Source organism: Tsukamurella paurometabola, assembly GCF_900631615.1.
Classification (GTDB): Bacteria; Actinomycetota; Actinomycetes; order Mycobacteriales; family Mycobacteriaceae; genus Tsukamurella; species Tsukamurella paurometabola_A.
Map to the genome: position 1 here is coordinate 381,294 of NZ_LR131273.1, position 25,030 is coordinate 406,323.

At 70.0% G+C, this 25,030-nt stretch carries 32 protein-coding genes; 13 read left to right on the forward strand and 19 right to left on the reverse strand.

The features are described from left to right. The first annotated feature begins 45 nt into the window (after positions 1-45). Complete coding sequence (locus tag ELY19_RS01950; RefSeq protein ID WP_227967127.1) at positions 46-489, forward strand: MarR family winged helix-turn-helix transcriptional regulator; 444 nt, start codon at positions 46-48, stop codon at positions 487-489. Here the strand turns inward: ELY19_RS01950 and ELY19_RS01955 are convergent. The 4 genes from ELY19_RS01955 to ELY19_RS01970 all read right to left on the reverse strand — a co-directional run bounded on the left by ELY19_RS01955 (position 486) and on the right by ELY19_RS01970 (position 3,422). Beyond that, on the reverse strand, positions 486-935 hold the full coding sequence (locus ELY19_RS01955; RefSeq protein ID WP_126194699.1) for an acetyltransferase: 450 nt from the start codon (positions 933-935) through the stop codon (positions 486-488). The two genes, ELY19_RS01950 and ELY19_RS01955, sit on opposite strands and share 4 nt — an antisense overlap. Then, on the reverse strand, positions 932-1,585 hold the full coding sequence (locus ELY19_RS01960; RefSeq protein WP_126194700.1) for a hypothetical protein: 654 nt from the start codon (positions 1,583-1,585) through the stop codon (positions 932-934). Before ELY19_RS01960 ends, ELY19_RS01955 begins: the two co-directional genes overlap by 4 nt. A 61-nt stretch (positions 1,586-1,646) precedes the next feature. Then, positions 1,647-2,105, reverse strand: coding sequence for a peroxiredoxin (locus ELY19_RS01965; protein WP_126194701.1), 459 nt, complete (start codon positions 2,103-2,105; stop codon positions 1,647-1,649). A 48-nt stretch (positions 2,106-2,153) separates the two neighbouring features. Next, positions 2,154-3,422, reverse strand: coding sequence for an AAA family ATPase (locus tag ELY19_RS01970; RefSeq protein WP_126194702.1), 1,269 nt, complete (start codon positions 3,420-3,422; stop codon positions 2,154-2,156). A 69-nt stretch (positions 3,423-3,491) separates the two neighbouring features. Here ELY19_RS01970 and ELY19_RS01975 point away from each other — a divergent pair, with 69 nt between their 5' ends. Then, positions 3,492-4,124, forward strand: coding sequence for a DUF2461 domain-containing protein (locus ELY19_RS01975; protein ID WP_126194703.1), 633 nt, complete (start codon positions 3,492-3,494; stop codon positions 4,122-4,124). A gap of 28 nt (positions 4,125-4,152) precedes the next feature. Further along, positions 4,153-4,623, forward strand: a complete 471-nt coding sequence (locus tag ELY19_RS01980; RefSeq protein ID WP_126194704.1) for a YbaN family protein — start codon at positions 4,153-4,155, stop codon at positions 4,621-4,623. Here ELY19_RS01980 and ELY19_RS01985 read toward each other — a convergent pair. Next, complete coding sequence (locus tag ELY19_RS01985) at positions 4,604-4,954, reverse strand: Rv0313 family protein (RefSeq protein WP_126194705.1); 351 nt, start codon at positions 4,952-4,954, stop codon at positions 4,604-4,606. The genes ELY19_RS01980 and ELY19_RS01985 overlap by 20 nt on opposite strands. Positions 4,955-5,045: 91 nt before the next feature. After that, a complete protein-coding gene (locus ELY19_RS01990) occupies positions 5,046-5,477 on the reverse strand; it encodes a VOC family protein (RefSeq protein ID WP_126194706.1) in 432 nt (143 codons plus the stop codon). Between the two features lie 87 nt (positions 5,478-5,564). Between ELY19_RS01990 and ELY19_RS01995 the strand changes: the two genes are divergently transcribed. Continuing rightward, entirely contained in the window at positions 5,565-6,374 is an 810-nt protein-coding gene (locus tag ELY19_RS01995) for a hypothetical protein (protein ID WP_126194707.1), read from the forward strand. 3 nt (positions 6,375-6,377) lie between these two features. Here the strand turns inward: ELY19_RS01995 and ELY19_RS02000 are convergent, their stop codons facing one another. Together ELY19_RS02000 and ELY19_RS02005 are read right to left on the reverse strand one after the other, a co-directional pair. Next, complete coding sequence (locus tag ELY19_RS02000; RefSeq protein ID WP_126194708.1) at positions 6,378-7,376, reverse strand: acrylyl-CoA reductase family protein; 999 nt, start codon at positions 7,374-7,376, stop codon at positions 6,378-6,380. A gap of 37 nt (positions 7,377-7,413) precedes the next feature. Continuing rightward, the gene (locus ELY19_RS02005; RefSeq protein WP_126194709.1) at positions 7,414-8,052 is read right to left on the reverse strand and encodes a TetR/AcrR family transcriptional regulator; all 639 of its coding nucleotides are present in this window, start codon (positions 8,050-8,052) and stop codon (positions 7,414-7,416) included. A gap of 71 nt (positions 8,053-8,123) precedes the next feature. Here ELY19_RS02005 and ELY19_RS02010 point away from each other — a divergent pair, with 71 nt between their 5' ends. Next, a complete protein-coding gene (locus tag ELY19_RS02010; protein WP_126194710.1) occupies positions 8,124-8,669 on the forward strand; it encodes a DUF1453 domain-containing protein in 546 nt (181 codons plus the stop codon). A 1-nt stretch (position 8,670) separates the two neighbouring features. On the opposite strand, the gene ELY19_RS02015 is transcribed toward ELY19_RS02010, so the two are convergent. The 3 genes from ELY19_RS02015 to ELY19_RS02025 form a co-directional block, all read right to left on the reverse strand. Beyond that, entirely contained in the window at positions 8,671-9,117 is a 447-nt protein-coding gene (locus tag ELY19_RS02015) for a YdeI/OmpD-associated family protein (RefSeq protein ID WP_126194711.1), read from the reverse strand. Between the two features lie 64 nt (positions 9,118-9,181). Further along, complete coding sequence (locus ELY19_RS02020) at positions 9,182-9,517, reverse strand: VOC family protein (RefSeq protein WP_126194712.1); 336 nt, start codon at positions 9,515-9,517, stop codon at positions 9,182-9,184. Between the two features lie 12 nt (positions 9,518-9,529). Continuing rightward, positions 9,530-11,020, reverse strand: a complete 1,491-nt coding sequence (locus tag ELY19_RS02025; protein ID WP_126194713.1) for an MDR family MFS transporter — start codon at positions 11,018-11,020, stop codon at positions 9,530-9,532. Between the two features lie 220 nt (positions 11,021-11,240). Here ELY19_RS02025 and ELY19_RS02030 point away from each other — a divergent pair, with 220 nt between their 5' ends. Continuing rightward, entirely contained in the window at positions 11,241-11,705 is a 465-nt protein-coding gene (locus ELY19_RS02030) for a PNPOx family protein (RefSeq protein ID WP_227967128.1), read from the forward strand. 14 nt (positions 11,706-11,719) lie between these two features. Here the strand turns inward: ELY19_RS02030 and ELY19_RS02035 are convergent, their stop codons facing one another. Beyond that, positions 11,720-12,328, reverse strand: a complete 609-nt coding sequence (locus tag ELY19_RS02035; protein ID WP_126194714.1) for a GNAT family N-acetyltransferase — start codon at positions 12,326-12,328, stop codon at positions 11,720-11,722. Further along, entirely contained in the window at positions 12,325-13,023 is a 699-nt protein-coding gene (locus ELY19_RS02040) for an NAD(P)-dependent oxidoreductase (protein ID WP_126194715.1), read from the reverse strand. Before ELY19_RS02040 ends, ELY19_RS02035 begins: the two co-directional genes overlap by 4 nt. Before the next feature lie 86 nt (positions 13,024-13,109). Between ELY19_RS02040 and ELY19_RS02045 the strand changes: the two genes are divergently transcribed. From ELY19_RS02045 to ELY19_RS02055, 3 genes are read left to right on the forward strand one after another with little or no spacing between them, the layout of a single operon-like run. Next, on the forward strand, positions 13,110-13,763 hold the full coding sequence (locus ELY19_RS02045) for a TetR/AcrR family transcriptional regulator (protein ID WP_126194716.1): 654 nt from the start codon (positions 13,110-13,112) through the stop codon (positions 13,761-13,763). Positions 13,764-13,813: 50 nt separating this feature from the next. Continuing rightward, positions 13,814-14,422: a SanA/YdcF family protein gene (locus ELY19_RS02050; RefSeq protein WP_227967129.1), complete on the forward strand. Its 609-nt coding sequence runs from the start codon at positions 13,814-13,816 to the stop codon at positions 14,420-14,422. A 53-nt stretch (positions 14,423-14,475) separates the two neighbouring features. Further along, positions 14,476-15,153, forward strand: coding sequence for a TetR/AcrR family transcriptional regulator (locus tag ELY19_RS02055; RefSeq protein WP_164711488.1), 678 nt, complete (start codon positions 14,476-14,478; stop codon positions 15,151-15,153). 91 nt (positions 15,154-15,244) lie between these two features. On the opposite strand, the gene ELY19_RS02060 is transcribed toward ELY19_RS02055, so the two are convergent. After that, positions 15,245-15,700 carry a DUF2269 family protein gene (locus tag ELY19_RS02060; protein ID WP_126194717.1) on the reverse strand — a complete coding sequence of 152 codons (456 nt, stop codon included), beginning with the start codon at positions 15,698-15,700 and terminating at the stop codon, positions 15,245-15,247. Between the two features lie 102 nt (positions 15,701-15,802). Between ELY19_RS02060 and ELY19_RS02065 the strand changes: the two genes are divergently transcribed. Beyond that, positions 15,803-16,417, forward strand: a complete 615-nt coding sequence (locus ELY19_RS02065; protein ID WP_126194718.1) for a dihydrofolate reductase family protein — start codon at positions 15,803-15,805, stop codon at positions 16,415-16,417. Next, positions 16,414-16,992, forward strand: a complete 579-nt coding sequence (locus ELY19_RS02070; RefSeq protein WP_126194719.1) for a hypothetical protein — start codon at positions 16,414-16,416, stop codon at positions 16,990-16,992. Before ELY19_RS02065 ends, ELY19_RS02070 begins: the two co-directional genes overlap by 4 nt. Before the next feature lie 18 nt (positions 16,993-17,010). Here the strand turns inward: ELY19_RS02070 and ELY19_RS02075 are convergent, their stop codons facing one another. From ELY19_RS02075 to ELY19_RS02095, 5 genes are all read right to left on the reverse strand, one after another. Continuing rightward, complete coding sequence (locus tag ELY19_RS02075; RefSeq protein ID WP_197715966.1) at positions 17,011-17,472, reverse strand: hypothetical protein; 462 nt, start codon at positions 17,470-17,472, stop codon at positions 17,011-17,013. A gap of 9 nt (positions 17,473-17,481) precedes the next feature. Next, on the reverse strand, positions 17,482-18,555 hold the full coding sequence (gene ychF, locus ELY19_RS02080) for a redox-regulated ATPase YchF (protein WP_126194720.1): 1,074 nt from the start codon (positions 18,553-18,555) through the stop codon (positions 17,482-17,484). Positions 18,556-18,647: 92 nt separating this feature from the next. Next, positions 18,648-19,631, reverse strand: coding sequence for an ABC transporter substrate-binding protein (locus tag ELY19_RS02085; RefSeq protein WP_197715967.1), 984 nt, complete (start codon positions 19,629-19,631; stop codon positions 18,648-18,650). A gap of 52 nt (positions 19,632-19,683) precedes the next feature. Continuing rightward, positions 19,684-20,691 carry an ABC transporter permease gene (locus ELY19_RS02090; protein WP_197715968.1) on the reverse strand — a complete coding sequence of 336 codons (1,008 nt, stop codon included), beginning with the start codon at positions 20,689-20,691 and terminating at the stop codon, positions 19,684-19,686. Then, positions 20,688-22,235 (reverse strand): sugar ABC transporter ATP-binding protein, encoded by a 1,548-nt coding sequence (locus tag ELY19_RS02095; protein ID WP_232015600.1) that lies wholly within the window; start codon positions 22,233-22,235, stop codon positions 20,688-20,690. The genes ELY19_RS02090 and ELY19_RS02095 overlap by 4 nt, the downstream gene beginning before the upstream one ends. A 331-nt stretch (positions 22,236-22,566) precedes the next feature. Here ELY19_RS02095 and ELY19_RS02100 point away from each other — a divergent pair, with 331 nt between their 5' ends. Continuing rightward, positions 22,567-24,837: a carbon starvation CstA family protein gene (locus ELY19_RS02100; protein ID WP_126194722.1), complete on the forward strand. Its 2,271-nt coding sequence runs from the start codon at positions 22,567-22,569 to the stop codon at positions 24,835-24,837. Next, positions 24,798-24,998, forward strand: a complete 201-nt coding sequence (locus ELY19_RS02105; RefSeq protein WP_126194723.1) for a YbdD/YjiX family protein — start codon at positions 24,798-24,800, stop codon at positions 24,996-24,998. Before ELY19_RS02100 ends, ELY19_RS02105 begins: the two co-directional genes overlap by 40 nt. Positions 24,999-25,030: the final 32 nt, after the last annotated feature.

Here is a 25,030-nt window from a genome sequence, read left to right on the forward strand (position 1 = left end):
TGATATGTGAATCAACTGATATGTGATGCCTGCTAGCATGGTGCGGTGGCGGAGCACGAGGAGACCTGCGATTTCGGCTGGTCCGTGGGGGTGTTGAACAAGGCGTACGCGGAGGCCGTGGCGCCGATCCTCGACCGGATCCCGCGCGGAGTGCGCGGTTACCAGACGTTGTACGCCGCCGCGACCTACGACCTGCCGACGCAACTCGCGCTCGCCGACTACCTGCTGATCGACAAGTCGGTGATGCCCTACGTGGTGGACGACCTCGTCGACGCGGGCCTGGTGCGCCGGGAGCCCTCGCCCACGGACCGGCGCGCACGGCGGGTCGTGCCGACCGACGCCGGCCTGGCGATGCTGCGCGAGGTGGTCGCGAAGGTGAGCGCCGCCGAGGCCGAGCTGCTCGGGCCCCTCTCCCCCGCCGATGCCGACGCGCTGCGCCGCGCGGTCGCGATCGTGGCCCGGACGTCGCGCGACGGTTGCGCGGGTTAGGCGCGCTCGAGCATCAGATGCAGCAATGGGTACGGGCGGCCCTCGCCGTCGGTCGCGCTGCGGCCGGTCACGACGAAGCCGCTGTGTGCGTAGAACCCGACCGCCTGCGCGTTCTGCTCGTTGACGTCGACGGTGCGCACGCCGAGCTCGCGGACGGCGTGGTCGACCAGCGCACGTCCGACGCCGCGCCCCCGGGCGTCGTCGTGGACGAACAGCATGGCCAGGTCGTTACCGACCGTGCCGGCGAACCCGGCCACCGCACCGTCGACCTCCGCGACGGTGAGCCGGACCTGCGGGAAGTAGTCGCTCGCGAGCCGCGCCTCGATGGCGTCGCGGTCGGCCTCGGCGAGGAAGTCGTGGGTGGCGTCGACGGAACTGCGCCACACTCGCACGAGCGCGGGATGGTCGGCGCCGGTGCCATTGCGGAGCGTGATCACTCCGGTCATTCTTCCGGACCTGTCGAGCGGTTTTCGCCCCACGGGTATCCCTTGGGGCGATGCCTGGGCGGGATCAACGGCAAGCCGAGTTCCGGTGCGACCCCGTAGATGTAACGCTTCACGTGGCGGGGTGCGGGCGCGGTCATCCACCCGATCGAGAACGACGCGGGACCGGCGGGATGAACCCATCGCCGTTGCCAACCTGTGAGGTCGTCCGGCACCGATTCCAGTGCGGAGGCACGCGCGGACGGATGCAGTTGAAGTAGGAAGTCCGACCGATAGGTCACGCCCCTCGCATCTCGCGTCATCACCTGAATCATCCGGATCTCCGACCAATCCCATTCGCGGAGTGCCGGATCCGCGACCCAGGGCAGAGTGATCCCACCCGGCGACAGGATCGCTGCGACGCGGCGCGACGCCAGGAGAGCCACGAGCGCCACTGCGAAACCCGCCGAAGCCACCCCCAGTACGCCCACGAGTGCCACCGCGGAGGCCGACTCGCCCTCAGTCGCCAGGCCGAAGCTCGCTATGAGTGCGAGCACCGCAAGGCTGCCATACGCCGCCAGCGCGATGAACCCCGCACCGCGGAACCCGAACCCGACGACGAGCGCCGACGGGACCTCGTGGCCGAGAGCTCCACTGCCGAACCTTCGACTCATATCCGTGATCATGAACACTCGCGAGGTTGAAAGCAAATCTGCGTCGGGGCCCCGCGGAACCTCAGCCCCGGAGAGCGGCGAGGGCGCGGTCGGCGTGGACCTGCATGTTCACCTCGGAGGCGATCACGTCGGCGACGGTGCCGTCGGCGCGGATCGCGAAGGTGGTGCGCTTGGTGGGCATGCCCGCCAGTTTGAGCAGGCCGTCGCGCTTGACGCCGTAGGCCGTCGCGACGGCACCGTCGACGTCGGACAGCAGCGGGTAATCCAGTCCGTACTTGGCGGTCCAGTCCTGCTGCTTGGCGACCGCGTCGCGGCTGATGCCGACACGCTGCACGCCCGCCTCCGCGAACTCCGCGGCCAGGTCGCGGAAGTGGCACGCCTCCTTGGTGCAGCCCGGCGTGAACGCCGCCGGGTAGAAGAACAGGGCGACGGGGCCGGCGGCGAGCAACTCGCTCAGCTTCCGCAGAGTGCCGTCCTGATCGGGCAGTTCGAAGTCGGGAGCGGTGTCACCGGGTTTCATGTCGTCCACGCTAGTCCCCTGTCCGCGCGAGCGCCCGCGTCGGCGGCGTCACAGGTACTGACCGACCGGGACGGCCGCGAGCCAGCCGCGGCGACGCACCTCCGCGAGGAAGGCGTCGAGGCCGGTACCGGTGTTGGCGAGGACGACGCGCCGGACGAGCGCGCCCACGTCGGCGCCGCTGGTCTCGGGCGGCAGCGAGTCGACGATCACGGCGACGTCATCGCCCGTGAGACCGAGGCCGACGGTGCGCCGCCCGAGGATTCCGATCAGCGCCTCTCGGCTCGGGTACCCGACCTCGACGACGCTGTCGAAGCGGGTCGCGCGGGTGGCGGCACCGTCGAGCGAACGCGGGTCGTTCGTCGTCGCGATGGTGAGCACCTCGGCGGACTGGTCGACGCCGTCGAGCGCGTCGAGCAGCGAGGCGAGCGCGGAATCGTCGCCGTCACCGCGCCGACGAACCGCGAGGTCGACGTCGTCGAGGATGACGACGCACCGCCCCAGCTCGACCGCCGCCGCGTAGACCGACGCGAGGCCCGTACCGACCGCGGCGGCGCCGACCACGATCACGGTGAAATCGCCGACCAGCTCGGCGGCGACCGCGCGGGACACCGCGGTCTTCCCGACGCCCGGAGGTCCGCAGAGCAGGACACCGCGCGCAGCCCGGAAGCCGAGGCGCCGCAACTGTTCCGCGTGCGTGGTCACCGCGCGGACCGAGAGATCGATCTCGGCCCACACCCGATCCGGGACCACCACGTCGGCGCGATCGCCCGTGAGCTCGAACGCGCGAAAGGCCAGGCCGCCCTGGAACGCTGCGGCGAGCGCCCGCCCCTTGAGCGGGTTGAGTTCCTCTGCCGCCGTGCGGATCCGGTCGCGAACTGCCTCCCCCGCCGCGACGTCGTCCGACCGGGTCACGACGCCGACACTGAGCGTCTCGCGGTACTCGGTCTCGCAGCGCAGCACGACCGGCACACCGGAGAGGGTTCCGGCGCGGAAGGCGAACGCCGCGTCGCCCGGAATGCGGTCGGGCGCGCCTCCCAGGTCGACCGAGATCCACGACGGCGGATCGGTGTGACTGGCCGGACCGGACTCGGCGTCATGCTCGGCGACGAGCCGCGCCACCGCGAGGCCGATCGCGGTGGCGGTCGCGGGAGTGGTCTCGATCTTGATGACCGTGTGCTGCGCTTCGAGCACGCCCAGTGCGTCCTCCGCGAACGAGGTCGCGGTGCGCGGCGTGATGTGCGCATCGCCGAGCAGCGCGCGGATCACTTCCACAGCGCGCGTCACGTCCCGGTTCTCGCCGGTCAAGTCGATGGGCATCGGACGAACGGTAGGCGGAGCCGCCGACCGGCGCCACCGAATATCCGTGGCGGCGGTAGCCTCGGCGGCATGAGCTTCACCGGATTCCCCGAGGCCGCGCTGGACTTCTACGACGACCTCGAGGCCGACAACTCCAAGGTCTTCTGGGAGGCGCACAAGGAGGTCTACAAGACCGCCGTCGCCGCACCCATGGCCGCGCTCACCGAGGAGCTGGCCGACGAATTCGGCGCCGCGAAGATCTTCCGCCCCTATCGGGACGTCCGCTTCTCCAAGGACAAGACGCCGTACAAGACGCATCAGGGCGCCTTCGTCGCCGTGGGCCCGGCGACCGGCTACTACCTGCAGATCGGCGCACCCGGAGTGCGGGTGGGCGCGGGCTTCTACGAGGCGAGCCCCACCCGGCTGGCCGCCTTCCGGAAGGCCATCGACAACGACCTGTACGGCCCGGCGCTGGAGCAGATCATCGCGAAGCTGCGCCGCAAGGGCTGGGAGATCGGCGGCGAGACCCTCAAGACCGCGCCCCGCGGCTGGGACGCCGACCACCCGCGGATCGAGCTCCTGCGCCACAAGTCGCTGACCGTGATGCGCGACTACGGCTTCGAGGAGATCATCCACACGCCGAAGCTGGTACCGCAGATCCGCAAGCACTGGCGCGAGACCTCGCCTCTGCTCGACTGGCTGGTCGAGCACGGCGATGCCTGATCCCGTTCCGCCTCCCTACACTGGTTCCATGGCAGGCCGGTCCCGATTGAAGTGGATGTGGTGGATCTTCGCTTACATCGCCCTCGGCCTGGGCATCGTCGGCGTTGTGGTCCCCCTCATGCCGACCACCGTGTTCATCCTGATCGCGGCGTACTGCGCGGCCCGCGGGTCCGACACGCTGCACCGCAAACTGCTCGAGCACCGGGTGTTCGGCCCGATGATCCGGGACTGGCAGGCCACCGGCGCCGTCAGCCGCAAAGCCAAGTACATGGCGGTCGGCAGTATGGCCGTGTGCGCGGTGATCCTGTTCCTCGTGACCCCGGCGTGGTGGATCGCCACGATCGGCACGGGGATCATGGCGGTCGTCGCGATCTGGCTCTGGCTGCGGCCCGAGCCGATGCCCGGCGACGCGCAGGAGCCCACGCCCGATGACCCGCAGGCCCCCGAGCCCACGGCCGGGCCGGACCCCGATCAGGCGATCAGTCGTCCAGAGCAGTGACGGCGATCCCGTAGGGCAGGAACCGGACCTTTCGCGTGACGTCGGTGTTGTGCTGATTGGCGCGCAGCGCGTCGATCTCGGTCGCGTACACCTGCTCGACGCGGGCGCCACCGTCCTCGTCGGTGGCGATGATCGCCCACACCCCGTCGCCGGTCTCGCCCGCGGTCTCCGGCCGGCGCTTCGGGCGGCGCACGGCATCGTCGAACAGCCCGGAGAACGCCTCCCGGCCCGCGGTGCCTCCGACGAGCCTGCCGATCATGTCCCGGGCCTCGCGCGCGAGGTCGTCGAACTCGCCCGGACCGAACCCGAACGGGTTGTCGTTGCCTGCCATGTCTGACTCCTCGAGCCGTAGGGACCCCCGTGACTCCAGTGTCCACGCCCGGCGAGTCGACGGCCACCCCGTTCGTCCAGGGCGAACCCGTTCAATCGAGGCAGAACTCGTTGCCCTCGACGTCGGCCATGGTGAGACAGGACTCGTTCTCGCCATCGGCCTCCTGCAGGTAGAGGCGGGTCGCGCCCAACTTCTCGAGCCGCGCGCCCTCCGCCTCCAACGCCGCGAGGCGCTCGGCCCCCACCATCCCGGTGCCGACGCGAACGTCGAGGTGCACCCGGTTCTTGACCGCCTTGCCCTCGGGCACGCGCTGGAAGAAGAGGCGCGGGCCGATGCCGTTCGGATCGACGCACGCGAAGGCCGAGCCGTGCACCTCCGCCGGCAGCGTCGCCTCGAAGGCGTCCCAGTCCGCGAAGCCGGGCGGGGGCGGCGGCACGACGTACCCGAGCACCTCACACCAGAACAGCGCGACGCGCTTCGGGTCCGCACAATCGAAGGTGACCTGGATCTGCCTGACAGTCATGGGATCACCGTAGCGAGCGATCAGGTCGGTTCACGACCTGATTTCCGCGGCACGGCGGCGCCTCCGCTCCCGCACGTACTGTGCAGTGTGGCTCCTCTTCCGCATCCCGAGATCGATGACGCCGTGCGCCGGTACCTCACCGCCGCCGACCGCCTGCTCCCCGGCGCGGTGACCGCCGCCGCGCTCGGCGGTTCCGTAGCGCTGGACGCCTATCGCCCGGGCGCGAGCGACCTGGACATGGTCGCCGCACTCGACGACACCTGGCGGGGGCGGCCCGGCCTGACGAACAGGCTGCGGATGCTGCACCTGTCCCAGGTGCCGCGCATCGCGGGCCGGATCGCACGCGGGCTCGGGGTGAGCGCGACGGTCAACACGTCCTTCATCTGGGCGTCGGACCTGCGCCGCCCCGTCACGGAGATCACGCCGGTCGCCTCGCACGTCGGTGAGATCTTCGACCCGCGTGGCGCGTTCGATGTCAACCCCGCTGTGTGGGCGGAGCTCGCCGTCGGCGGAGCAACGGTCCGCGGCCCCGATGTCGCGTCGTGGGGTCTCGACCCCGAGCCCGACCGGCTGGCCGAGTGGGTCCGCGGCAATCTCCGCGACTACTGGCTCCCCCTCGCGTGCCGCGTGGAGCGCGGCGTCCGGCCGCTGCGCGCGGGCCGGGTCGCGTGGTGCCTCGCGGGCCCGGCACGAATGCACGTCACGACCACGACGGGCGTCGTCGTCAGCAAGGCCGACGGTGCGCGCCGGGCCCGCGCGCTCTTCCCGTCGCACGCCCCGATCCTCGGGGTCGCCCTCGCGCACCTGACGAGATCCGCCGCACCGGCGCAGCCACCGCGGGATCAGTGGCGGGCGCTGACCGTCGCGGCGATGCGGGAGATCATCGCCGCGGCGTGAGGGTCACCAGCCGCGGCCGAGGTCCACGACCGCACGCCCCGTGTACTCGCCGGCGCGGAGGGCCTCGACGACCGCACCGACACCGTCGATCCCGATGTCGTTGGCGACGAGGTCGAGGTGCCGCGGCCGCAGATCCGTCTCGATCCGCTGCCAGAGGGCGCGGCGGGGCCCGATCGGCATGAGCACCGAGTCGATGCCGGCCAGGGTGACCCCGCGGAGGATGAACGGCATGACCGTGGTCGCGAGCCCGGCGCCACCGGTGAGGCCGCTGGCGGCGACCACGCCGCCGTAGTTCAGGGTGCTGAGGACATCGGCCAGCGCCGCGCCGCCCACGCAGTCGACGGCCGCGGCCCAGCGGCTCTTCCCGAGCGGTCGGGGCTTGGCGTCGGGATCGAGCGGAAGCCGGCCGATGACCTCGGCCGCGCCCAGTTCGCGCAGCCGATCCGCGGCGGCGGGCTTGCCCGACGAGGCGACGACCTCGTAACCGAGGCCGGCCAGAAGGTCGATGCTCGTGGAACCGACACCGCCGGTCGCCCCGGTGACGACCACGGGGCCGTCCCCGGGGGCGATGCCGGCATCGATGATCGCGGCGACACTCATGGCCGCGGTGAAGCCGGCGGTGCCGATGGCGGCGGCCTCGCGCGTGCTCAGCTCGGTGAGCTTGACGGCCCAGTCGGCGGGGACGACGACCTGTTCGGCGTAGCCCCCGTCGCGCGCGGTGCCGATCTCGTAGCCGTGCGCGATGACCCGGTCGCCTTCCGCGAACTCGCCGGAGGTGGATTCGAGGACGGTCCCGGCGACGTCGATGCCCGGGACGATCGGGTACTCGCGTACCACGCCGCCACCGGGCGTGAGGGCGAGCGCGTCCTTGAAGTTCACGCCGGAGAATTCGACGGCGATCCGCACCTGACCGGGCTCGAGCGCCGCCTGCTCGCGGGTCTCCACACGGGAGGTCACGGCGTCGTCGGCGCGATCGGCGATCAGTGCCCGGTACTGGGTCATCATGTGTCTCCTGGGTGTCGGCAGCTTTCCCGCGATGCTACGTCCGCCCCGGATCGGCCTGCCCCGCCCGGTCCAGGTGCCGCTCGATCACCGCGCGGAGCAGCTCCGGCGGATACAGGTCCGGACACAGCACCGCATCCACGGCGAGCCCGTCCACGAGCGCCGCGAGCCGCTCGGCATCGAGCACGACGGCGCGGTCGCCAGGATCGACGCCGCCTGCGGCCGTGGACCGTTCGACGATCGCCCGGGTGAGCGCCCGGACCGCGCCGTGCAGGTCGTCGACGATTCTGCGGAGTTCCGGGCGGTGGATGGCCGACGTGCTCAGCGCGAGCCACGCGGTCACCTCACGACGCCGGTTCTCGTCGAGCGGAAGCAGCTCGCTGAGCAGGTCGACGGTGGCGCGGCGGCGGGCGTCGGCGCCGGTCACGTCACCGTCGAGGACGGGCTGCGCTATCGACCGGACACGATCGCCGATGCGATCGGCGAGCCACCGCATCGCATACTCCACCATCGCGGCCTGGCCGTCGAAGTAGTGACGCACCGAGCCGATGGCGAGCCCCGCTTCTGCGGCGACGTTCGCGAGCGTCGCATGATCGGCGCCGCCCCGAGCGACGACCGTGACGGCGGCGTCGGCGATCGCGCTGCGTCGCTGGTCGGGATCGACGATCTTGGGCACATCTTTTTATAGCACGACTCTGCTACATTGATTTGGCAGAGGAATGCTAAATAAGACGGAAGGTGGACCTCATGGCCGACGCCGTGATCGTGGCCGCGATCTTCCTGGTGCTCGTGCTCACGACGCAGCTGGGCACCCGACGTCACACGCTCGTCCTCGCCGTCATGCCCTTCATCACCAGCGCGGTGATCGGTTACGCCGTCCTCGGCACGGGGTCGCACCGGTACGCGGCGGGGGACGGCGCGCTCATCGCCGCCGGCATCGTCGTGGGCGCGGTGTGCGGTCTGGCACTGAACGCCGTGATGGACGTTCGACGGGACCCGGCCCGCGGCGGACACCTCGTGACCCGGGCCGGGCTCCCCTACCTCGCCATCTGGGTGGGCGTCCTGCTCAGCCGCTGCGCCTTCATCGCCGCAGTGGAGCACTCGGAGGACTTCGCGATCCGGTTCGGCGCATTCCTGGATCGCATCCACGGCAGCCCCGACGGGGTGGCCGCGTTCTTCCTCGTCGCGGCACTCGCGATGAGCCTCACCCGCGAGGTCACGATCCTCGTGCGGAGCCGCCGGATTCCGCGGACACCGCCCGCGCGAGCCGTCCCCGAGCAGGCCAGGCGATAGGTCACCTCCGCGGCGCGCGCAGGCTCTCGACGACCGCCCCGATGCGCCGCTCCCGGGTCTCCGCGCGTTTCGCCTCGGTCACGCCCCGCGCCGCCTCCTTGCGGCGGGTGTAGCTGAGCGCGTCGAACGCCTCCCTGACACCGGCCTCGTGCAGCGCGGCCGCGAGGTCGTCCGGGATGTCGACGGTGCGCTCATCCTCGTCGAGTTCGACGAGGGCGTCGACCGTGTCGCCGATCTCGACCTGCAAGTCCTTCCGCGCGGCCTTGGACAGGCCGATCAGATTGCATCCGCCCATGCCCGCGAGCCGCAACCGCGCGGTGCGGTCGCCGATGGTGACCCGTACCGCTGCACGTTTGCCGCCACCGAGTTGCTCCACCTGCGCGTCGCTCAATTCGATCGCCGTGGCCGGACCGACGGGTTCCAGGGTGGTTCGTACGCGCAGTGCCATGCGTCCATGGTGCCCGCTGCGGCGCGGGGCGGGATACGAACACCGGACCGTGCCCGATGTCGGCCTACGCGGGGGCACCGCCGATGCCGACCTCGTTGCCGTCGGGGTCGACGAAGATCGCCTTGCGCACGCCGTTCTCGTACATCTCCTCCGATTGCGGGCGCACTCCCCGTTCCGCCGCCGCGGCGAGGAAGTCCTCGTAACCGTCGAGGAACAGCGTGACCGCCGCGTGTCCCGCGTGCTCCGGGAGCAGCTCCGCGTAGACGTGCACGTGCTCCCCCAGCGTCCACACGTGCTCGACCTCGTTGGGCGCGAACGACTCCACGTCGCCGAAGAGTCGGTCGCCCCACGCGATCGCCCGGGGCAGGTCGGTGACGGCGAGGCGTGCGAAGAGGTCCATGACGCGCCCCGATCAGTGGTGTGCGGCCGGGGCGGCACCGGCGACCTTCGACGGCAGGAACAGTGCGCAGAGAACGACCACGAGGCCCATCAGCGCGGCAGCGGCGAAGGCCCACTGCAGGCCGCCGACGAAGGCCTCGGGCTGGGACGCGCCCGCCTCGGCGAGGTGCGACGAGCGGTTCGACATGACGACGACGAGGGCCGCGGTGCCGATCGCGCCGGCCACCTGCTGGAGCGTGCCCAGCAGCGACGAGCCGTGCGAGTACAGGTGTTCCGGGAGGTCGCCGAGGCCCACGGTGAAGACCGGAGTGAAGACGGCGGCCAGCGACACCATGAGCCCGATGTGCACGGCGACGATGACCGGATACGGGGTGGTCGCGCCGATCCGGCTCAGGGCCGCCAGGGCGACGACGATGCCGATGGCGCCGGGGATGACGAGCGGGCGAGCGCCGACGCGGTCGTAGAGCTTGCCGACCTGCGGGCCCAGCAGGCCCATCGCCAGGCCACCCGGCATGACGAGCAGGCCGGTCTGCAGTTCGGACAGGCCCCGCAGGTCCTGCAGGTACAGGGGCAGCAGGATCATCGAGCCGAGGAACGCCATGAACCCGGCGGTCATCAGCAGCAGGGAGACCGTGAACGTGCGGTGCCGCAGGGCCCGCAGGTCCAGCAGCGGCATCTCGCGCTGTTGCAGGCGCACCTGGTAGGCGGCGAAAGCGGCGATCAGGAGAACACCGGCGACGACGATGAGGACGGGACCGGTGAGGTCGCCCGTGCCGATCTCGCTGAGCCCGTACACCAGGCTGCCGAAGCCGCCGGCCGCCAGCGCCACACTGAGCCAACTGATCGGGGTGCTCTCCGTCTCCCCGACGTTCTGCAGCTGCCGCATCCCGGCGACGCCGACCGCCACCGCGATCGGGAGCACGAAGACGAAGATCAGGCGCCACGAGCCGAGGTGCAGGATCATGCCGGACACTGCCGGGCCGAGCGCCGGGGCGCACGACATCGCCAGGGTCACCTGCCCCATCACGCGGCCGCGGTCGTTCTCGGGCACGACGGTCATCAGTGTGGTCATGAGCAGCGGCATCATCACGGCGGTGCCGCCCGCCTGGACCACGCGCGCTGCGAGCAGCACCTCGAACGTCGGCGCGATCGCGGCGAGGGCGGTGCCGGCGCTGAACGTCGCCATGGCGACCGCGTACGCGGTGCGGGTGCTGACCCGCTGCAGGAACCAGCCCGTCACCGGGATCACCGCGGCCATCGTCAGCATGAACACGGTGGACAGCCACTGGGCCGCGCGGGCGTCGACGTGGAAATCGGTCATGAGCCGCGGGATCGCGTTGATCATGATCGTCTCGTTGAGGATCACGACGAACGTGGCCGCCACCAGCAGTTTGATCACCAGCGGCGTGCGCCCGGCCTGCACGATCCGCTCGGTCGACGGCACCTCGGCGGGCTTCGTCAGGTCGGTCGGGGGTTGGTCCATCTGTTCAGTGTGCGTGGTCATGGTGGATTCCTCGAAGTAGTTTTCCCGGCGACCTGTCGATCGCCCTCATCAATACGACGAACCACTGACAGGTTTTTCGACATCGGCCGCCGGTCTGATCTGTGAATTCCGCGTTCTACGCGCACACGAGGCCGGATTCGGCCTCGTGTGCCCGATTTCCGCGGTTTTCACGAGCGCCGACGACCTGGTCGGCGCGGTCGGGCGGGTCTACTGTCGAGACATGAGCAGAACCGCGGGGACCGCCAGCACCATGCCGCTGCAGGGCGTCGTGAACGCCGTGATGCGGACGCTGCTCAGAGCGCCCGGTGTCTCGCGATTCCTCGGCGAGCGCCTGCTCACGCTGTACGTCGTGGGGCGGAAGTCGGGCAAGGTCTTCGAGGTACCCGTCGCCTACACGAAACACGAGGGGAACCTGCTCGTCGGTTCTCCGTTCGCCTGGGGGAAGAACCTGCGCACGGGCGAGCCCATCGACATTCAGCTCGCAGGCCGCCGCCGGACCGCCGATGTCCGAGTGGTCTCCGACGAGGCCGGAGTGGTGGACCTGTACGGCGTGATCGCAGCGGACAACGCGAACTTCGCCTCGTTCAACCACATCGGCTTCACCGCCGACGGCTCCCCCGATCCGGAGGATCTACGCCGTGCGTTCGAGGGCGGCGCGAGGGTCTTCGTCCTCACGCCGCGCTGACGCCCGCCTGCCGGTCAGCGCGGAGCGCGCCACATCGGCCACAACGGCGGTGCGTCGGGGGCGACGATGATCGGCGAACCGAGGTCGACGAAGCCGTTCCGCGCGTACAGGCGCCGATTGTCCTGCGACGACGCCTCCAGGTAACACATCAGCCCTCGGGCGCCGGCGCGACGCAGCCCCTCTGCGAGCATCAGGGCACCGACCCCGCGCCCCCGGCTCCGCGGGAGGACCGCCATCGATGCGAGGTGGACATGAGGCTCGGTGGGCCGCACGGCGTTCGTCGCCGCATGCACGGCGCGCATGCGACGCACGAGTGGATCGTCGCCGGCGAGGTCCGGCTCCGGCGCGGTGTGCGATTCCAGCCAGATCGAGACCCCCACAGGGCCCACGCCCGGGACCACTGCCGCGATCGCGCCGCCCGACGGCACCGCCTCGGAGAGCGCCGCTGTGAACATGTGCGCGAGAACGCCCTCCCGCGCCGCGGCATCGGGGTGCATCCAGCGGGTGAAGGCGTCGTCCTCGAACGCCTTCGCACAGATCCTCGCCAGAGCCGGTAGCTCCGCGCCGAGCGCCGAGCGGATGTGAACCCCGGGGGCGGTGTCGCCGTGCACGTCGGTGCTCATCGCCGGGCCGCCAGTGCGCTGGGCGTGGCGCACCCCACGATCGCGGGCGCCTTCCGGATCAGGGAATCGTCGGTCAGGGCCTCGATCATGTACAGCGCGTAGTCGATGCGTCGCGTCCGATCGCTCGCGAGGACGGGATCGCCCACGTGGTCGCCCGCGATCGGGAGCCCCTCACTGGGGCCCTCCTCGAGCGAACTCGCTCGCACGAGCGTCCAGGCCGCGCCGCTCGCATAGATCCGTCGTGCCGCCTCGACCTGATCGTCGATGTCCATGACCCGCAGCATCCTCATCACCCGCGTCACCGCGGACTGCACCAGCACGGTTCGGCGCGGATACCGGTCCGCGTCGTCGTACGGCACGTGCCACCCGCACGAGAAGATCAGCCTCGCTCCGGGTTCCGCGCCGTCGAGGACGGCCTGCGCGGTCCCCGAGGAGTACCCGCGGACTCCCCATGGCACGAGCACGGTGAGCACCCCGTCGCACCCCGCGACCGCGCGCCGGATCACCTCGGCGTCGTCGGTGTCGCCGGGCACCACCGTGATCCGGTCGGCGCGATCGGCGAGCTTGCCGACGCTGCGCTCCCGGCACACCCCCACCACCTCGTACCCGCGTCGCAGCGCCTCGTCGACCAGGTACCGACCGAGCTTCCCGGACGCGCCCACGATGCAGACCCGTCGACTTCCGCACTCCGTCATGTCGTCTCCCCGTCACCGTTCTGACTTACAATGTAAGTAGTGTAGACTTACGCCGTAAGTTTCCGCAAGGCCCAAGAGGACTTCTCATGAACGAGACCCGCCAGCCGCTCTCCAGGGGGCGCGTCGTCGCCGCCGCGGTGGGGCTCGCCGACGGGTCCGGTCTCAGCGCCGCGACGATGCGCGCGGTGGCGGGCACTCTCGACGTGGAGGCGATGTCGCTCTACAACCACGTGAGGAACCGGGAGGACCTCCTGGACGGGATGGTCGACGCGGTGTTCGCAGAGATACCGGTCCCGGCCGACCCCGCCGCCTGGCGCGATGCACTGCGCGAGGTCGCGCACCAGACCCGGGCCGCCCTGCAACGACACCCCTGGGCGATCGGGATGCTCGACTCCCGCGTCACGCCGGGGCCCGCGACGTTGCGCCGTCACGACGCGGTCCTCGGACTCCTCCTCGAGGCCGGGTTCTCCGCCTCGGAGGCCGTGCGGGCCGTGGCGGTCCTCGACAGCTACGTCTACGGCAGCGCACTCACCGAGAAGAGCCTCCCGGTGAGCGGCGACCGCACCGTCGCCGAGGCGGCCGCCGATCTGGTGTCCACGGTGTCCGAGTCCGACTATCCGCATCTCGTCGAGGTCGCGCGGGCGCGGGCGCGCGATCGCTCCGAGGACTCGTACGACGCCGAGTTCGGGTTCGGACTCGATCTCATCCTCGACGGGCTGCACCCCGGGTCGCCGTCCTGACGGAGCCGGCCCCGCCGGTGCGGGGCCCGTCTACCAGTAGCCTGGGTCCGGTGTTCGCAATAGTGCGCCGCCTGATCCGGTACGTCGTCATCGCGGCCGTCGTCGTCATGATCGTCTCGAGCGCCTGGGTGCAGTGGGAGAGCCGGTCCCGCATCGCGACGGACGCCTCCCGGCCGTGGGTCGTCGTGCTCGGCGACCGCGTACACGACGGTGAGCCGTCGGTGTACCTGCGCGAGCGGCTCGACACCGCGCTGACCATCCTGCGCGGCAACCGCGCCCAGCGCGTCCTGATCTCCGGCCACGCGGCGTCGACGAAGGGCGACGAGGTCGCTGCGATGCGGAAGTACTTGACCGAGCGCGGCATCGCCGCCGAGGCGATCACCGACGACCGATTCGGCGTGACGACGTACAACACCTGCGCTCGCGCCGCATCCGTCTTCGGGATCACCGGCGCGATCCTGGTGACGCAGGACTTCCACCTGCGACGCGCTGTCGCGCTGTGCCGAACGCAGGGCATCGACGCGGTGGGCGCCGAAGCGGACTCCGACGCCGGCGTCTACCTCACCGTGCGGAACTGGGTGCGCGAGATCGCACTGTCGCGCCCGAAGGCCGCGCTCGATGCACTTCGTGACGCCGACCCGGTGTCACGGGAGCGCTGACGGCGATCGCATCCGCTACGCTGTTACAGCGACTGTAAGCAATGTGAGGTGACGTGAGCGCTCCCAGACCCGGTCTGCGCCAGCAGAAGAAGGAGGCGACGCGCGCCCGGATCGCCGCGGCCGCGATGGAATTGTTCGTCCAACGGGGGTTCGACGACGTCTCCGTCGCCGAGATCGCGACCGCCGCGGGCGTCACCGAGAAGACGGTCTTCAATCACTTCGCGACGAAGGTCGATCTCGCCTTCCCCGGCGATCCCGCTGCCGAGGCAGCACTCCTGGACGCGCTGGAGTCGCGCCCGGCGGGCACCTCGGCCCTCGACGCGTTCCGCGACTTCGCGGACGCCGTGTACGCGTCGTACTTCCCCGTCGATGAGCGCGGCCGCCGGCGGGAGAAGGAGATCGCGCTTCTGGTCGACTCCAGCCCGACCCTCCGGGCGTGGAAGCGCGACATGCTCGCCCGGTACGCCGGCATCGTGCGCGACCACCTGGCGACGGAGCTCGGCGCAGCCGACTCCGACCTGCGCCCGGCCGTCGTGGCCCGGGCACTGCTGGCCGTCCACGAAGGTGTGATCGACGGCTTCCGCGACGCCCTCGTCGCCGGAGACGAGGATGCGGAAACCCTTGCGCGACGCCTTCGCGCGTCCGCGCACCAGGCGTTCGACCTCCTCGGCGCGGGGCTGCAGGACTACGCTCCCGGCCCCGCAGCATCGCCGGCAGGCCACGCGGACTGAACCCCCGACTCGCGGCTCACGCGTCCGCGAGCGGACTGAACCGGATGTCCACGAGACGCCGGCCGCCGCTCACGCCGGGCGCGGCCCCGCGTCACACCTTCACCACCATGTCGACGGTGGCGAGGATCAGGATCGCGGTGACGACGAGCGCGAGTCGATACCACCGCCGGGCCTCGCGCGCCGCGCCGGCCGCATCGTCGCGATCCACCGCTGCGGTGGCACGTTTGGCCGTCCTGCCCAGCCCGAGGATGCCGAGCGCCGTCACGACCGCGTACGCGACGAGCCCCAGCACGATCCACAGATCGCTCATGTCGACCCACGGCTGCCGGACCACCAGCGCGACCCCGGCGACCAGCACGGCCACCGTCGAGGGACCGATGACCGCCGGTCCCAGCACGCGCATCAGCCGCACGAGCCGGCACACGGCGTCGCCGGTGGGTTCGCGCACGACGTCGGCGGCGACCACGCAGATCGCGGCCCAGCTCCCCACCCACACGGAACCTCCCACCACATGAGCCACGGCGAGCCAGGTGTCGAGTCCGGTCACGTTCGGAACCTCCTCGAACCTTGCAAACTTACAGTGACTGAACTATAAACGTTACAGTGACTGAACACAATGCCGGATGAACGGCTCCCCGAGGAGACCAGCATGAGCAGGGTCGTCGTCAACCAGAGCGTCACCGCCGACGGATTCGCCGCCGGGCCCGACCAGACCGAGGACCGGCCGTTCGGCGACGACGGCGGTGACGGCTGGGGAAGCAGGCTCCACGCCTGGATGTTCGACGACGCCGACGAGAACCGCGCTGAGCTCGCGCAGGCCTCGGATGCAGCGGCACACATCATGGGCCGCAACATGTTCGGCCCCGTCCGCGAAGAGTGGGATCGGCCGTGGAACGGCTGGTGGGGCGAGGACCCGCCGTTCCACGGACCGGTCTACGTCCTCACCCATCACCCGCGCGAATCGCAGCCGATGGCGGGCGGGACGACGTACCACTTCGTGACCGACGGCCCCGCCTCGGCGCTCGCCCGCGCCCGCGACGCGGCCGGCGACGGCGACATCTGCATCCAGGGCGGAGCGCAGACCATCAACCAGTACCTCGCTGCGGGCCTCGTCGATGAACTGCGGCTGCACATCGTGCCGTACACCTTGGGCAGCGGTGCCCGGCTCTTCGACGGAGTTCCGCCGTTGAACCTCCAGCAGATCCACGTCCGCGCGGCGAGCTCGGTCCTGCACGTGACCTACCGCGTCGAGCGACCCCGTTGACCGCACCGGCTGCGGCCGAGCGCGCCACGCCTCGCAGGTGGTGGGCCTACTGGCCGGCGCTGGTCGGCCTGGCGGCCGCGGTTGTTCAGATCGCCTCCGGGGTCGAACCGGGCACGGTATCGATCACCGTCGCCGTCGCCGCGTCGTGCTATCTGGCCGCAGCCGCGCTGGGGACGCCGTGGGTGGCGTGGGCGGGGATCCCCGCCGGGTCCGCCACCGTCGTCGGCGGCGAGGCCGCCGGACTTCCCTGGTGGACCGGCCTTTCGACCTACGCCGTCGTCCTGCTCCTGATCGGCGTCGCGCGACACGGGCGCGGGCGCTCCCTCGCGGAGCAGGCACTGGCAGTGTTGGCGTACGGCGGCCTCGCCGTCACGGCCATCCTGGTCTCCCCCAGGGTGGGCCTGGCGCTCGCCGGGACGGCGCTGGCGTGCCACGCGCTCTGGGACCTTCGGCACCTGCGCCGAGGCGACGTGGTGCCGCGGTCGCTCGCCGAGTTCTGCATCGCGCTCGACATCCCGCTCGGCGCCGCCGCGATCCTGCTCGCCGCCACCGGGAGCCCGGCGTCGATGGGATGACCTCAGGAGGTCCGATGGCTACCGGACGCGGCGGTCGGTCGACGTTCGATCGGGTGCGGAGGGACCGGCCAATCCCGCGAAGCACCCCTCGCCCGGCCTCCACACGGTCCACGCGCCGTCGGGGAAACCGCACAGAAGTCCGATCTCGACGAACACCTCGTCGATCGTGGGGTCGATCACCAGCGCTCCGGTGTCCAGCTCGATCCGGATGCCGCTGCCGATCCTCTCGACCGAGGACCGCACGACACCGGGAGTCAGCCTGCGCATCGCATCGGCGTAGCCGAGGTCGGGCTCACGCCATGTCCGGCCCCCGTATTCGACCGTCGGCCACACGTCGACGTTGAACAGCACCGGTGCCCCACTCGGCTCCCTGTCGAACTGCAGCTGCACGTAGTCGTTGACCACGAAGGTCACCGCGTACAGCCGCACCCCAACGAGGCGCGCGAGCAACGAGCCCGGCTCGGTCAAGGGCTCGGCCACCTCGTCGCCCTAGACGTTGAAGCGGAACTCGACGACGTCACCGTCGGACATGACGTAGTCCTTGCCCTCCATGCGGACCTTGCCGGCGGCCTTCGCGGCGGCCATGGTGCCGTGCTCGTCGAGGTCGGCGAACGAGACGATCTCGGCCTTGATGAAGCCCTTCTCGAAGTCGGTGTGGATCACGCCGGCGGCCTTGGGGGCGGTGTCGCCCTTGCGGATCGTCCAGGCGCGCGACTCCTTGGGCCCCGCGGTGAGGTAGGTCTGCAGGCCCAGGGTGTGGAAGCCGGCGCGCGCCAGGGAATCCAGCCCCGGCTCGTCCTGTCCGATGGACTCGAGCATCTCGGCCTGGTCCTCGGGATCGAGCTCCAGCAACTCGGACTCGATCTTGGCGTCGAGGAACACCGAGTCGGCGGGAGCGACTGCGGCGGCCAGCTCCGCCCGGCGCGCTGCATCGGTGAGCACGCCCTCGTCGGCGTTGAAGACGTACAGGAAGGGCTTCGCGGTCATCAGGTGCAGCTCGCGGATCGGCGTGGTGTCGAAGCCCGCTGCGAACAGCGTCCTGCCGTCCTCAAGCACGAGCTGCGCGGCCTTCGTCGCCTCGAGCGTCTCGACCAGCTCCTTGTTCTTACGCGCGTCCTTCTCGAGCCGAGGCAGCGCCTTCTCGATGGTCTGCAGGTCGGCGAGGATCAGCTCGGTGGCGATGGTCTCGATGTCGGCGAGCGGGTCCACCTTGCCCGCCACGTGCACCACGTCCTCGTCGGAGAAGACGCGCACCACCTGGCAGATCGCGTCGGCCTCGCGGATGTTGGAGAGGAACTGGTTGCCCATGCCCTCGCCCTCGGACGCGCCCTTGACGATGCCGGCGATGTCGACGAAGGACACGGTGGCGGGCAGGATCCGCTCCGAGCCGAAGATCTCGGCCAGCCGGTTCAGGCGCGGATCCGGCAGGTTCACCACGCCGACGTTCGGCTCGATGGTGGCGAACGGGTAGTTCGCCGCCTCCACCTCGCTGTTGGTGAGGGCGTTGAACAGGGTGGACTTGCCGACGTTGGGCAGTCCGACGATTCCGAGGGTAAGGCTCACGGGGCCTCATTCTACGTGGTCGCGCGTGCACTCCCCGACGGTGCGGGCCGCCCTCACCCAGGTCCGGCCCGCACCGTCGGAAAGCTCTCCGGTCAGCGGTAGAGGCTGCCCGCGATCTTGGGATCGTCGATGTTGGTCTTGTCGTACCAGTAGAAGCCGGTGTCGATGGTCTTCGGCAGGCTCTCCCCCTTGATCGCCTTCACGGCGGCGGACACCGTCTCGCGGCCGATGCCCACCGGGTTCTGGGTGATGGCGCCCGCCATCAACCCGGAACGGATCGCGTCGATCTGCGCGGCGCCGGAGTCGAAGCCGATGATCTTGATCGACGGCTTGTTCGCGCGCTGCGCCGCGTTGACGATCCCGGTGGCGGCACCCTCGTTGGTGCCGTAGAGACCCGCGAGGTTGGGGTACGCCTGCATCATCGTGGCCGCCAGGTCGGCCGCCTTCGCCGGATCGCCGCCGTACTGCACGTCGACGATCTTCACGCCCGGCGCGTTCGCCTTGATCCATTCGGTGAAGCCGTCACGCCGGTCCACGCCGGTTCGCGACGTCTGGTCGTGCGCCACGACGCCGATCTCGCCCTTCCCACCGATCAGCTCGACCATCCGCTTCGCGGCCTCCGCGGCCGCCGCCTTGTTGTCGGTGGACGCGGTCGTGACGGGGATGTCGCTGTCGACGCCGGAGTCGAAGGCGACGACGGGGATGCCCTTGTCCTTGGCCTGCTGCAGGATCGGGGCCACGGCCGCCGAATCGAGCGCCGCGATGGCGATCGCCGCCGGATTGCGGTCGATCGCTGTCTGCAGGAGCTGCACCTGCTTCTCCACCTGCGTCTCGTTGTCCGGCCCCTCGAAGGTGATCGTCCGGCCGAGTTCCTTCGCGGACTCCTCGGCGCCCTTGTTCACGGCCTTCCAGAACTGGTGCTGGTACCCCTTGGAGATGATGGCGATCTGCCCGTCGCCACCCGACGAGCCGCCGCTCGAACAGGCGGTCGCGGTGGTGACCATCATGACCGCGGCGACGGTGACCGTCGCCGCCCGGAAGATGCGCCGAAGCGGCGCGGAGGCCTTGGTGAACACGCGATTCTCCTTGGGTGGGATGGGAGGGAACGTGCCGGCGGACGCCGGCCCGTCAGGTGCGTTTGCGGACGATGTCGATGTAGACGGCGACGAGGATGACCACACCGACCGCGATGGACTGCCACTCCTGCGGGATCGACATGATCCGCAGGCCGTTCGTGAGCACGCTCATGATGAGGATGCCGATGACCGTGCCGGTGATGGTGCCGCGGCCACCGGCGAGCGACGTGCCGCCGATGACGACGGCGGCGATCGCCTCGAGCTCGAGCCCCTGTCCGCCCGTGGGCTGCGCCGAATTCAGGCGAGCGGCGGCGAGCACCCCCGCGAGGCCGACGAAGACGCCGGAGAAGGTGTAGACGATCACCTTCCATCGCTTGATGTCCACACCGGAGAGGCGGGTCGCCTCCTCGTTGCTGCCGATCGCATAGGCGTAGCGGCCGAGCTTCGTCTTCGCGAGCACGAAACCGGCGATCACCGCCATCACGGCGAGGAGTACCACGCTGAACGGGATCCGGGCACCCGGGACCAGGGATTTGTTGGCGATGGCGCTGAATCCCTCGACCGAGGTGAAGCGGATCGGCTCGGTGCCCGAGATGACCAGCGACGCACCGATCGTCACCAGCATCATCGCCAGCGTCGCGATGAACGGCGGGATCCCCAGATAGGCGACGACGAGACCGTTGACGAGGCCCACGAAGGCTCCGAACAGGACTCCGCCGGCGACGCCCACCCAGAGGGGCAGGTTCCAGTGCACCAGGAAGACACCGGTCATGATGCCCGACAGGATCATCGCCGTGCCGATGGACAGGTCGATGCCGCCGGTGATGATCACGATCGTGGTGCCGAGTGCGAGCAGGCCGATCGTCACCGACGCGACCAGGATGCCGGTGAGGTTGCTCGCCGTCAGGAAGTTCGGACTCGCGAACGAGAAGAACGCCACGATCACGATGAGACTGACGAACGCCAGGAACTGCTGCATCTGCCCGCGGATCCAGGCGGTCACCGCGAATCCGCCGCTGCTGTCGCTGTCGCGCGTGGGCTTCGCGGCGGTGGCCGTCACGACGTCACCGCCGTCTCGTGGAACCGGGTCGCGTTCTCCATGATCGTCTCCTGGTTTGCATCGTCACGGTCGAGAACGGCGGCGAGCCGACCCTCCCCCATCACCGCGATGCGGTGGGACAGTCGCAGGACTTCGGGGAGGTCACTGGAGATCACCATGATCGCCTTGCCCGATTCCGCCAATTGTTCGAGGAGCCGGTAGATCTCGTCCTTGGCGCCGACGTCGATGCCGCGGGTTGGCTCATCGACGATGAGGATGTCGCAGTCACGGGCCAGCCATTTGCCGATGATCACCTTCTGCTGGTTGCCGCCCGAGAGGTTGCGCACGGCCTGCCCGATCGACGGGGTCTTGATCCGGAGCCTCGCCACCATGTCGGTGGCGAGCGCGCTGAGCTCCCGGTCGTGGATCACGCCGAGCCGCGAGTGCGCGTCGAGCGACGACAGCGCGATGTTGTCGCGGACCGTCTGATCGACGACGGCCCCGAATCGCTTGCGGTCCTCCGACAGGTAGCCGATGCCGAGGGCCGCCGCGGTCGCCGGGGAGTCGATCGTGCGCTCCACCCCGTTCACCTCGATCCGGCCGGCGGTGATCGGGTCGGCGCCGACGATCGCGCGCGCCAGCTCGGTGCGTCCCGCACCCATGAGCCCGGCGAAACCGAGGATCTCGCCGCGGTGCAGCTCGAACGAGATGTCGTACAGGGGGTGCCTACTGCTCAGGCCGTCGACCTTGAGGACGACGTCACCGGGCGTCTCCGGCACCGTCGGCCCCTGCTCGTCCGCGACCTCGCGCCCGACCATCATCTCGATGATCTCGCGCATCGGCGTCGTCGCGGTGGGACGTTGCCCCACATAGGTTCCGTCCCGCAGGACCACGATGCGGTCGGAGATGCGGGGCAGTTCATCCATGCGATGGGAGATGTAGACGACGCCCGTCTCGTCGGTGACGAAACGTCCGATCAACTCGAACAGCGTCTGGACCTCCGCGTCGTTGAGCGCGGCGGTGGGCTCGTCGAGGATGAGGAGGCGGGCGTTCTCGGACAGGGCGCGCGCGATCTCGACCATCTGCTGCTTCCCCACGGTCAGGTCCCGGACCCGGGCGTTGGGATCGATCACCATCCCGAGCCGCTCGAGCAGCGCGGTCGTGTCGCGGATCGCGCCACGACGGTCGACCACCCCGAAGCGGGTTCGCTCGCGCCCGAGGGTGATGTTCTGGGCCACGGTGAGATCCGGAACCAGGCCCAGTTCCTGGTGGATGATGCTCACGCCGAGGGACTGCGCCTGCGCGGGCGAGGTCAGTTCCACCGGGGCACCGTCGATCTCGATGGAACCCTCGTCCGGCGTCTCCACGCCGCTGAGCAACTTCATGAGGGTGGACTTGCCGGCGCCGTTCTCCCCCACGAGCGCGACCCGCTCCCCGGGGTTCACCTCCAGGTCGACGCGATCCAGCGCCACGACGCCGGGGAAGCGCTTGGTGACGCCACTCATGCGGATCAACGGCAGGCGGTCCGCCGACGGGGCACCCGCGTCCCGCGATGTCGCGTCCACGCTCATGTGGTGACCACCCCGATCCTGCGCCGAACGGCGGCGCCCATCGCCCTGCCGTAGAGTGGACAGACGACCACCCTGTGTGCTGCATCACATTAGACATCGGATGTTTGTGTGTCAATAGCAAACGCCGAGACGGAAAAATCGATGACAGCCGCGCTCACGCCCGCGCACACATCAGATGTTCGGGCGCTCCGCGACGCCGGTCCCCCGCTCTCCGCACGGACCCGTACCGGGACCGGCGCGGCCGATTCCACAACGCCCGCGGCACTCGGGTGAAACGATGATCCGTGCGAACCACCACCGTGGCGTAGACATCCCAGGAGGCCTCGTGTCAGCTCCCACCGCTCCGTCGACCACGGAGACCGACGGCGACATCACGTACGTCCGGACCGACCCGGACCTGCCGCCCGTCGCGATCATCGACCGCAGCCCGATCACCACCAAGCACAAGGTGATCTTCGGCGTCATCGCGATCGTCGGCGCCGTCGCCTGGGCGATGATCGCCCTCGCCCGTGGCGAATCCGTCAACGCGGTCTGGTTCGTCCTCGCCGCGATCTGCACCTACGTCATCGGCTACCGGTTCTACGCCCGCCTCATCGAGCTCAAGGTGGTGCGCCCGCGCGACGACCACGCGACGCCGGCGGAGGTCCTGGAGAACGGCACCGACTACCTCCCGACCGACCGGCGCGTGCTGTTCGGCCACCACTTCGCCGCGATCGCCGGAGCCGGACCGCTCGTCGGGCCCGTGCTCGCCGCGCAGATGGGCTACCTGCCCGGCACGATCTGGATCATCGTCGGCGCGCTGGTCGCCGGTTGCGTGCAGGACTACCTGGTACTGTGGGTCGCCACCCGGCGCCGCGGCCGGTCGCTGGGCCAGATGATCCGCGACGAGCTCGGCCCCGTCGGCGGCGCCGCCGCGATCATCGGCATCGCTGCGATCATGACGATCCTCATCGCCGTGCTCGCCCTCGTGGTGGTGCAGGCCCTCGGTCACAGCCCGTGGGGCGTCTTCTCCATCGCCGCGACCATCCCCATCGCGCTCTTCATGGGCGTCTACCTCCGTTTCCTGCGCCCCGGCCGGGTCTCCGAGGTCTCCCTGATCGGCTGCGTGCTGCTCCTCGCCGCCGTCATCGGCGGGCGCTACGTGGGCGAGAGCAGCTGGGGCAAGGACCTGTTCACCCTCACCCCGGTCCAGTTGAGCTGGGCGATCATCATCTACGGCTTCGCCGCCTCCGTGCTCCCCGTGTGGCTGCTGCTGGCGCCCCGCGACTACCTCTCGACGTTCATGAAGGTCGGCACCATCGTGCTGCTCGCCGTGGGCATCCTGATCGCGCGTCCGCTCATGGAGGCACCGGCCGTCTCCGACTTCGCGACGCGCGGAGACGGCCCCGTCTTCGCGGGCTCGCTGTTCCCGTTCCTGTTCATCACGATCGCCTGCGGCGCCCTCTCCGGCTTCCACTCCCTGGTCAGCTCCGGCACCACGCCGAAGCTGCTGGAGAAGGAGGGGCAGATGCGGCTGATCGGCTACGGCGGCATGCTCACCGAATCCTTCGTCGCGATCATGGCGCTCATCACCGCGTCGATCATCAATCAGCACTTCTACTTCGCCATGAACGCCCCCGTCGCGAAGACGGGCGGCACGGCGGAGACCGCCGCCACCTACGTCAACTCCCTGGGCCTCGGCGGCGCCCCGGTCACCGGCCAGGAGCTCTCGCAGGCGGCCAAGGACATCGGCGAGGAGTCCATCGTCTCCCGCACCGGCGGAGCGCCGACGCTGGCCTTCGGCATGTCCGAGGTACTGCACCAGGTGTTCGGCGGCTCGGGGATGAAGTCCTTCTGGTACCACTTCGCGATCATGTTCGAGGCGCTGTTCATCCTCACCACCGTCGACGCCGGCACCCGGGTCGCCCGGTTCCTGGTCTCCGACGCGCTGAGCAACCTCGGCGGACCGTTCCGGCGGCTCAAGGACCCGAGTTGGCGAGTCGGCGCGTGGGCCGCGTCGCTACTGGTCGTCGCCGCGTGGGGCAGCATCCTGCTCATGGGTGTGACCGACCCGTTGGGCGGCATCAACACGCTCTTCCCGCTGTTCGGCATCGCCAACCAGTTGCTCGCCGCCATGGCGCTCACCGTGGTCGTCGTCGTGGTGGTCAAGAAGGGCTACTACAAGTGGGTCTGGATACCCGCGATCCCTCTCGTCTGGGACCTCATCGTGACCATGACGGCGTCCTGGCAGAAGATTTTCAGCTCCGACCCGGCGGTCGGCTACTGGAAACAGCACAGCAACTTCAAGGCCGCCGCCGAGGCCGGGAAGTCGTCGTTCGGCTCCGCCAAGACGCCGGAGGCCATCGACGCGGTGGTACGCAACACCTTCATCCAGGGCACGCTGTCGATCGTCTTCGCGATCATGGTGCTCATCGTCGTGGTGATGGGCGCGTGGACCATCTACCGCACGGTCTCCGGCAACGGTCGCCCGCTCACCGAGGAGGAACCGGTGCCGAGCAGGCTGTTCGCGCCGAGCGGCCTCATCCCCACCGCGACGGAGAGGAAGGTGCAGGAGCAATGGGACGCCCTGGGCACGACCCGATCATCCGGGCACTGAAGGCGGTCCGCTGGTACGTGGGCTCCGTGATGGGCGACAACCACTACCAGCGGTACGTCGAACACCGTCGTGCGACGCATCCGGGCGAGCCCGTCATGACCGAACGCGAGTACTGGAAGGCGCGCCACGACGGGGCGACGGTGACGGCTCGCTGCTGCTGAGCCGGGCCACGGCGATGTCCGAAAGCCGCTAG

Bases quoted from the DNA above. Each gene is read 5' to 3' on its own strand.
- ELY19_RS01955 (WP_126194699.1), bottom strand. From the start codon at position 935: ATGACCGGAGTGATCACGCTCCGCAATGGCACCGGCGCCGACCATCCC.
- ELY19_RS01960 (WP_126194700.1), bottom strand. From the start codon at position 1,585: ATGAGTCGAAGGTTCGGCAGTGGAGCTCTCGGCCACGAGGTCCCGTCG.
- ELY19_RS01965 (WP_126194701.1), bottom strand. From the start codon at position 2,105: ATGAAACCCGGTGACACCGCTCCCGACTTCGAACTGCCCGATCAGGAC.
- ELY19_RS01970 (WP_126194702.1), bottom strand. From the start codon at position 3,422: ATGCCCATCGACTTGACCGGCGAGAACCGGGACGTGACGCGCGCTGTG.
- ELY19_RS01975 (WP_126194703.1), top strand. From the start codon at position 3,492: ATGAGCTTCACCGGATTCCCCGAGGCCGCGCTGGACTTCTACGACGAC.
- ELY19_RS01980 (WP_126194704.1), top strand. From the start codon at position 4,153: ATGGCAGGCCGGTCCCGATTGAAGTGGATGTGGTGGATCTTCGCTTAC.
- ELY19_RS01985 (WP_126194705.1), bottom strand. From the start codon at position 4,954: ATGGCAGGCAACGACAACCCGTTCGGGTTCGGTCCGGGCGAGTTCGAC.
- ELY19_RS01990 (WP_126194706.1), bottom strand. From the start codon at position 5,477: ATGACTGTCAGGCAGATCCAGGTCACCTTCGATTGTGCGGACCCGAAG.
- ELY19_RS02000 (WP_126194708.1), bottom strand. From the start codon at position 7,376: ATGACCCAGTACCGGGCACTGATCGCCGATCGCGCCGACGACGCCGTG.
- ELY19_RS02010 (WP_126194710.1), top strand. From the start codon at position 8,124: ATGGCCGACGCCGTGATCGTGGCCGCGATCTTCCTGGTGCTCGTGCTC.
- ELY19_RS02015 (WP_126194711.1), bottom strand. From the start codon at position 9,117: ATGGCACTGCGCGTACGAACCACCCTGGAACCCGTCGGTCCGGCCACG.
- ELY19_RS02020 (WP_126194712.1), bottom strand. From the start codon at position 9,517: ATGGACCTCTTCGCACGCCTCGCCGTCACCGACCTGCCCCGGGCGATC.
- ELY19_RS02025 (WP_126194713.1), bottom strand. From the start codon at position 11,020: ATGACCACGCACACTGAACAGATGGACCAACCCCCGACCGACCTGACG.
- ELY19_RS02030 (WP_227967128.1), top strand. From the start codon at position 11,241: ATGAGCAGAACCGCGGGGACCGCCAGCACCATGCCGCTGCAGGGCGTC.
- ELY19_RS02035 (WP_126194714.1), bottom strand. From the start codon at position 12,328: ATGAGCACCGACGTGCACGGCGACACCGCCCCCGGGGTTCACATCCGC.
- ELY19_RS02040 (WP_126194715.1), bottom strand. From the start codon at position 13,023: ATGACGGAGTGCGGAAGTCGACGGGTCTGCATCGTGGGCGCGTCCGGG.
- ELY19_RS02045 (WP_126194716.1), top strand. From the start codon at position 13,110: ATGAACGAGACCCGCCAGCCGCTCTCCAGGGGGCGCGTCGTCGCCGCC.
- ELY19_RS02065 (WP_126194718.1), top strand. From the start codon at position 15,803: ATGAGCAGGGTCGTCGTCAACCAGAGCGTCACCGCCGACGGATTCGCC.
- ELY19_RS02105 (WP_126194723.1), top strand. From the start codon at position 24,798: ATGGGACGCCCTGGGCACGACCCGATCATCCGGGCACTGAAGGCGGTC.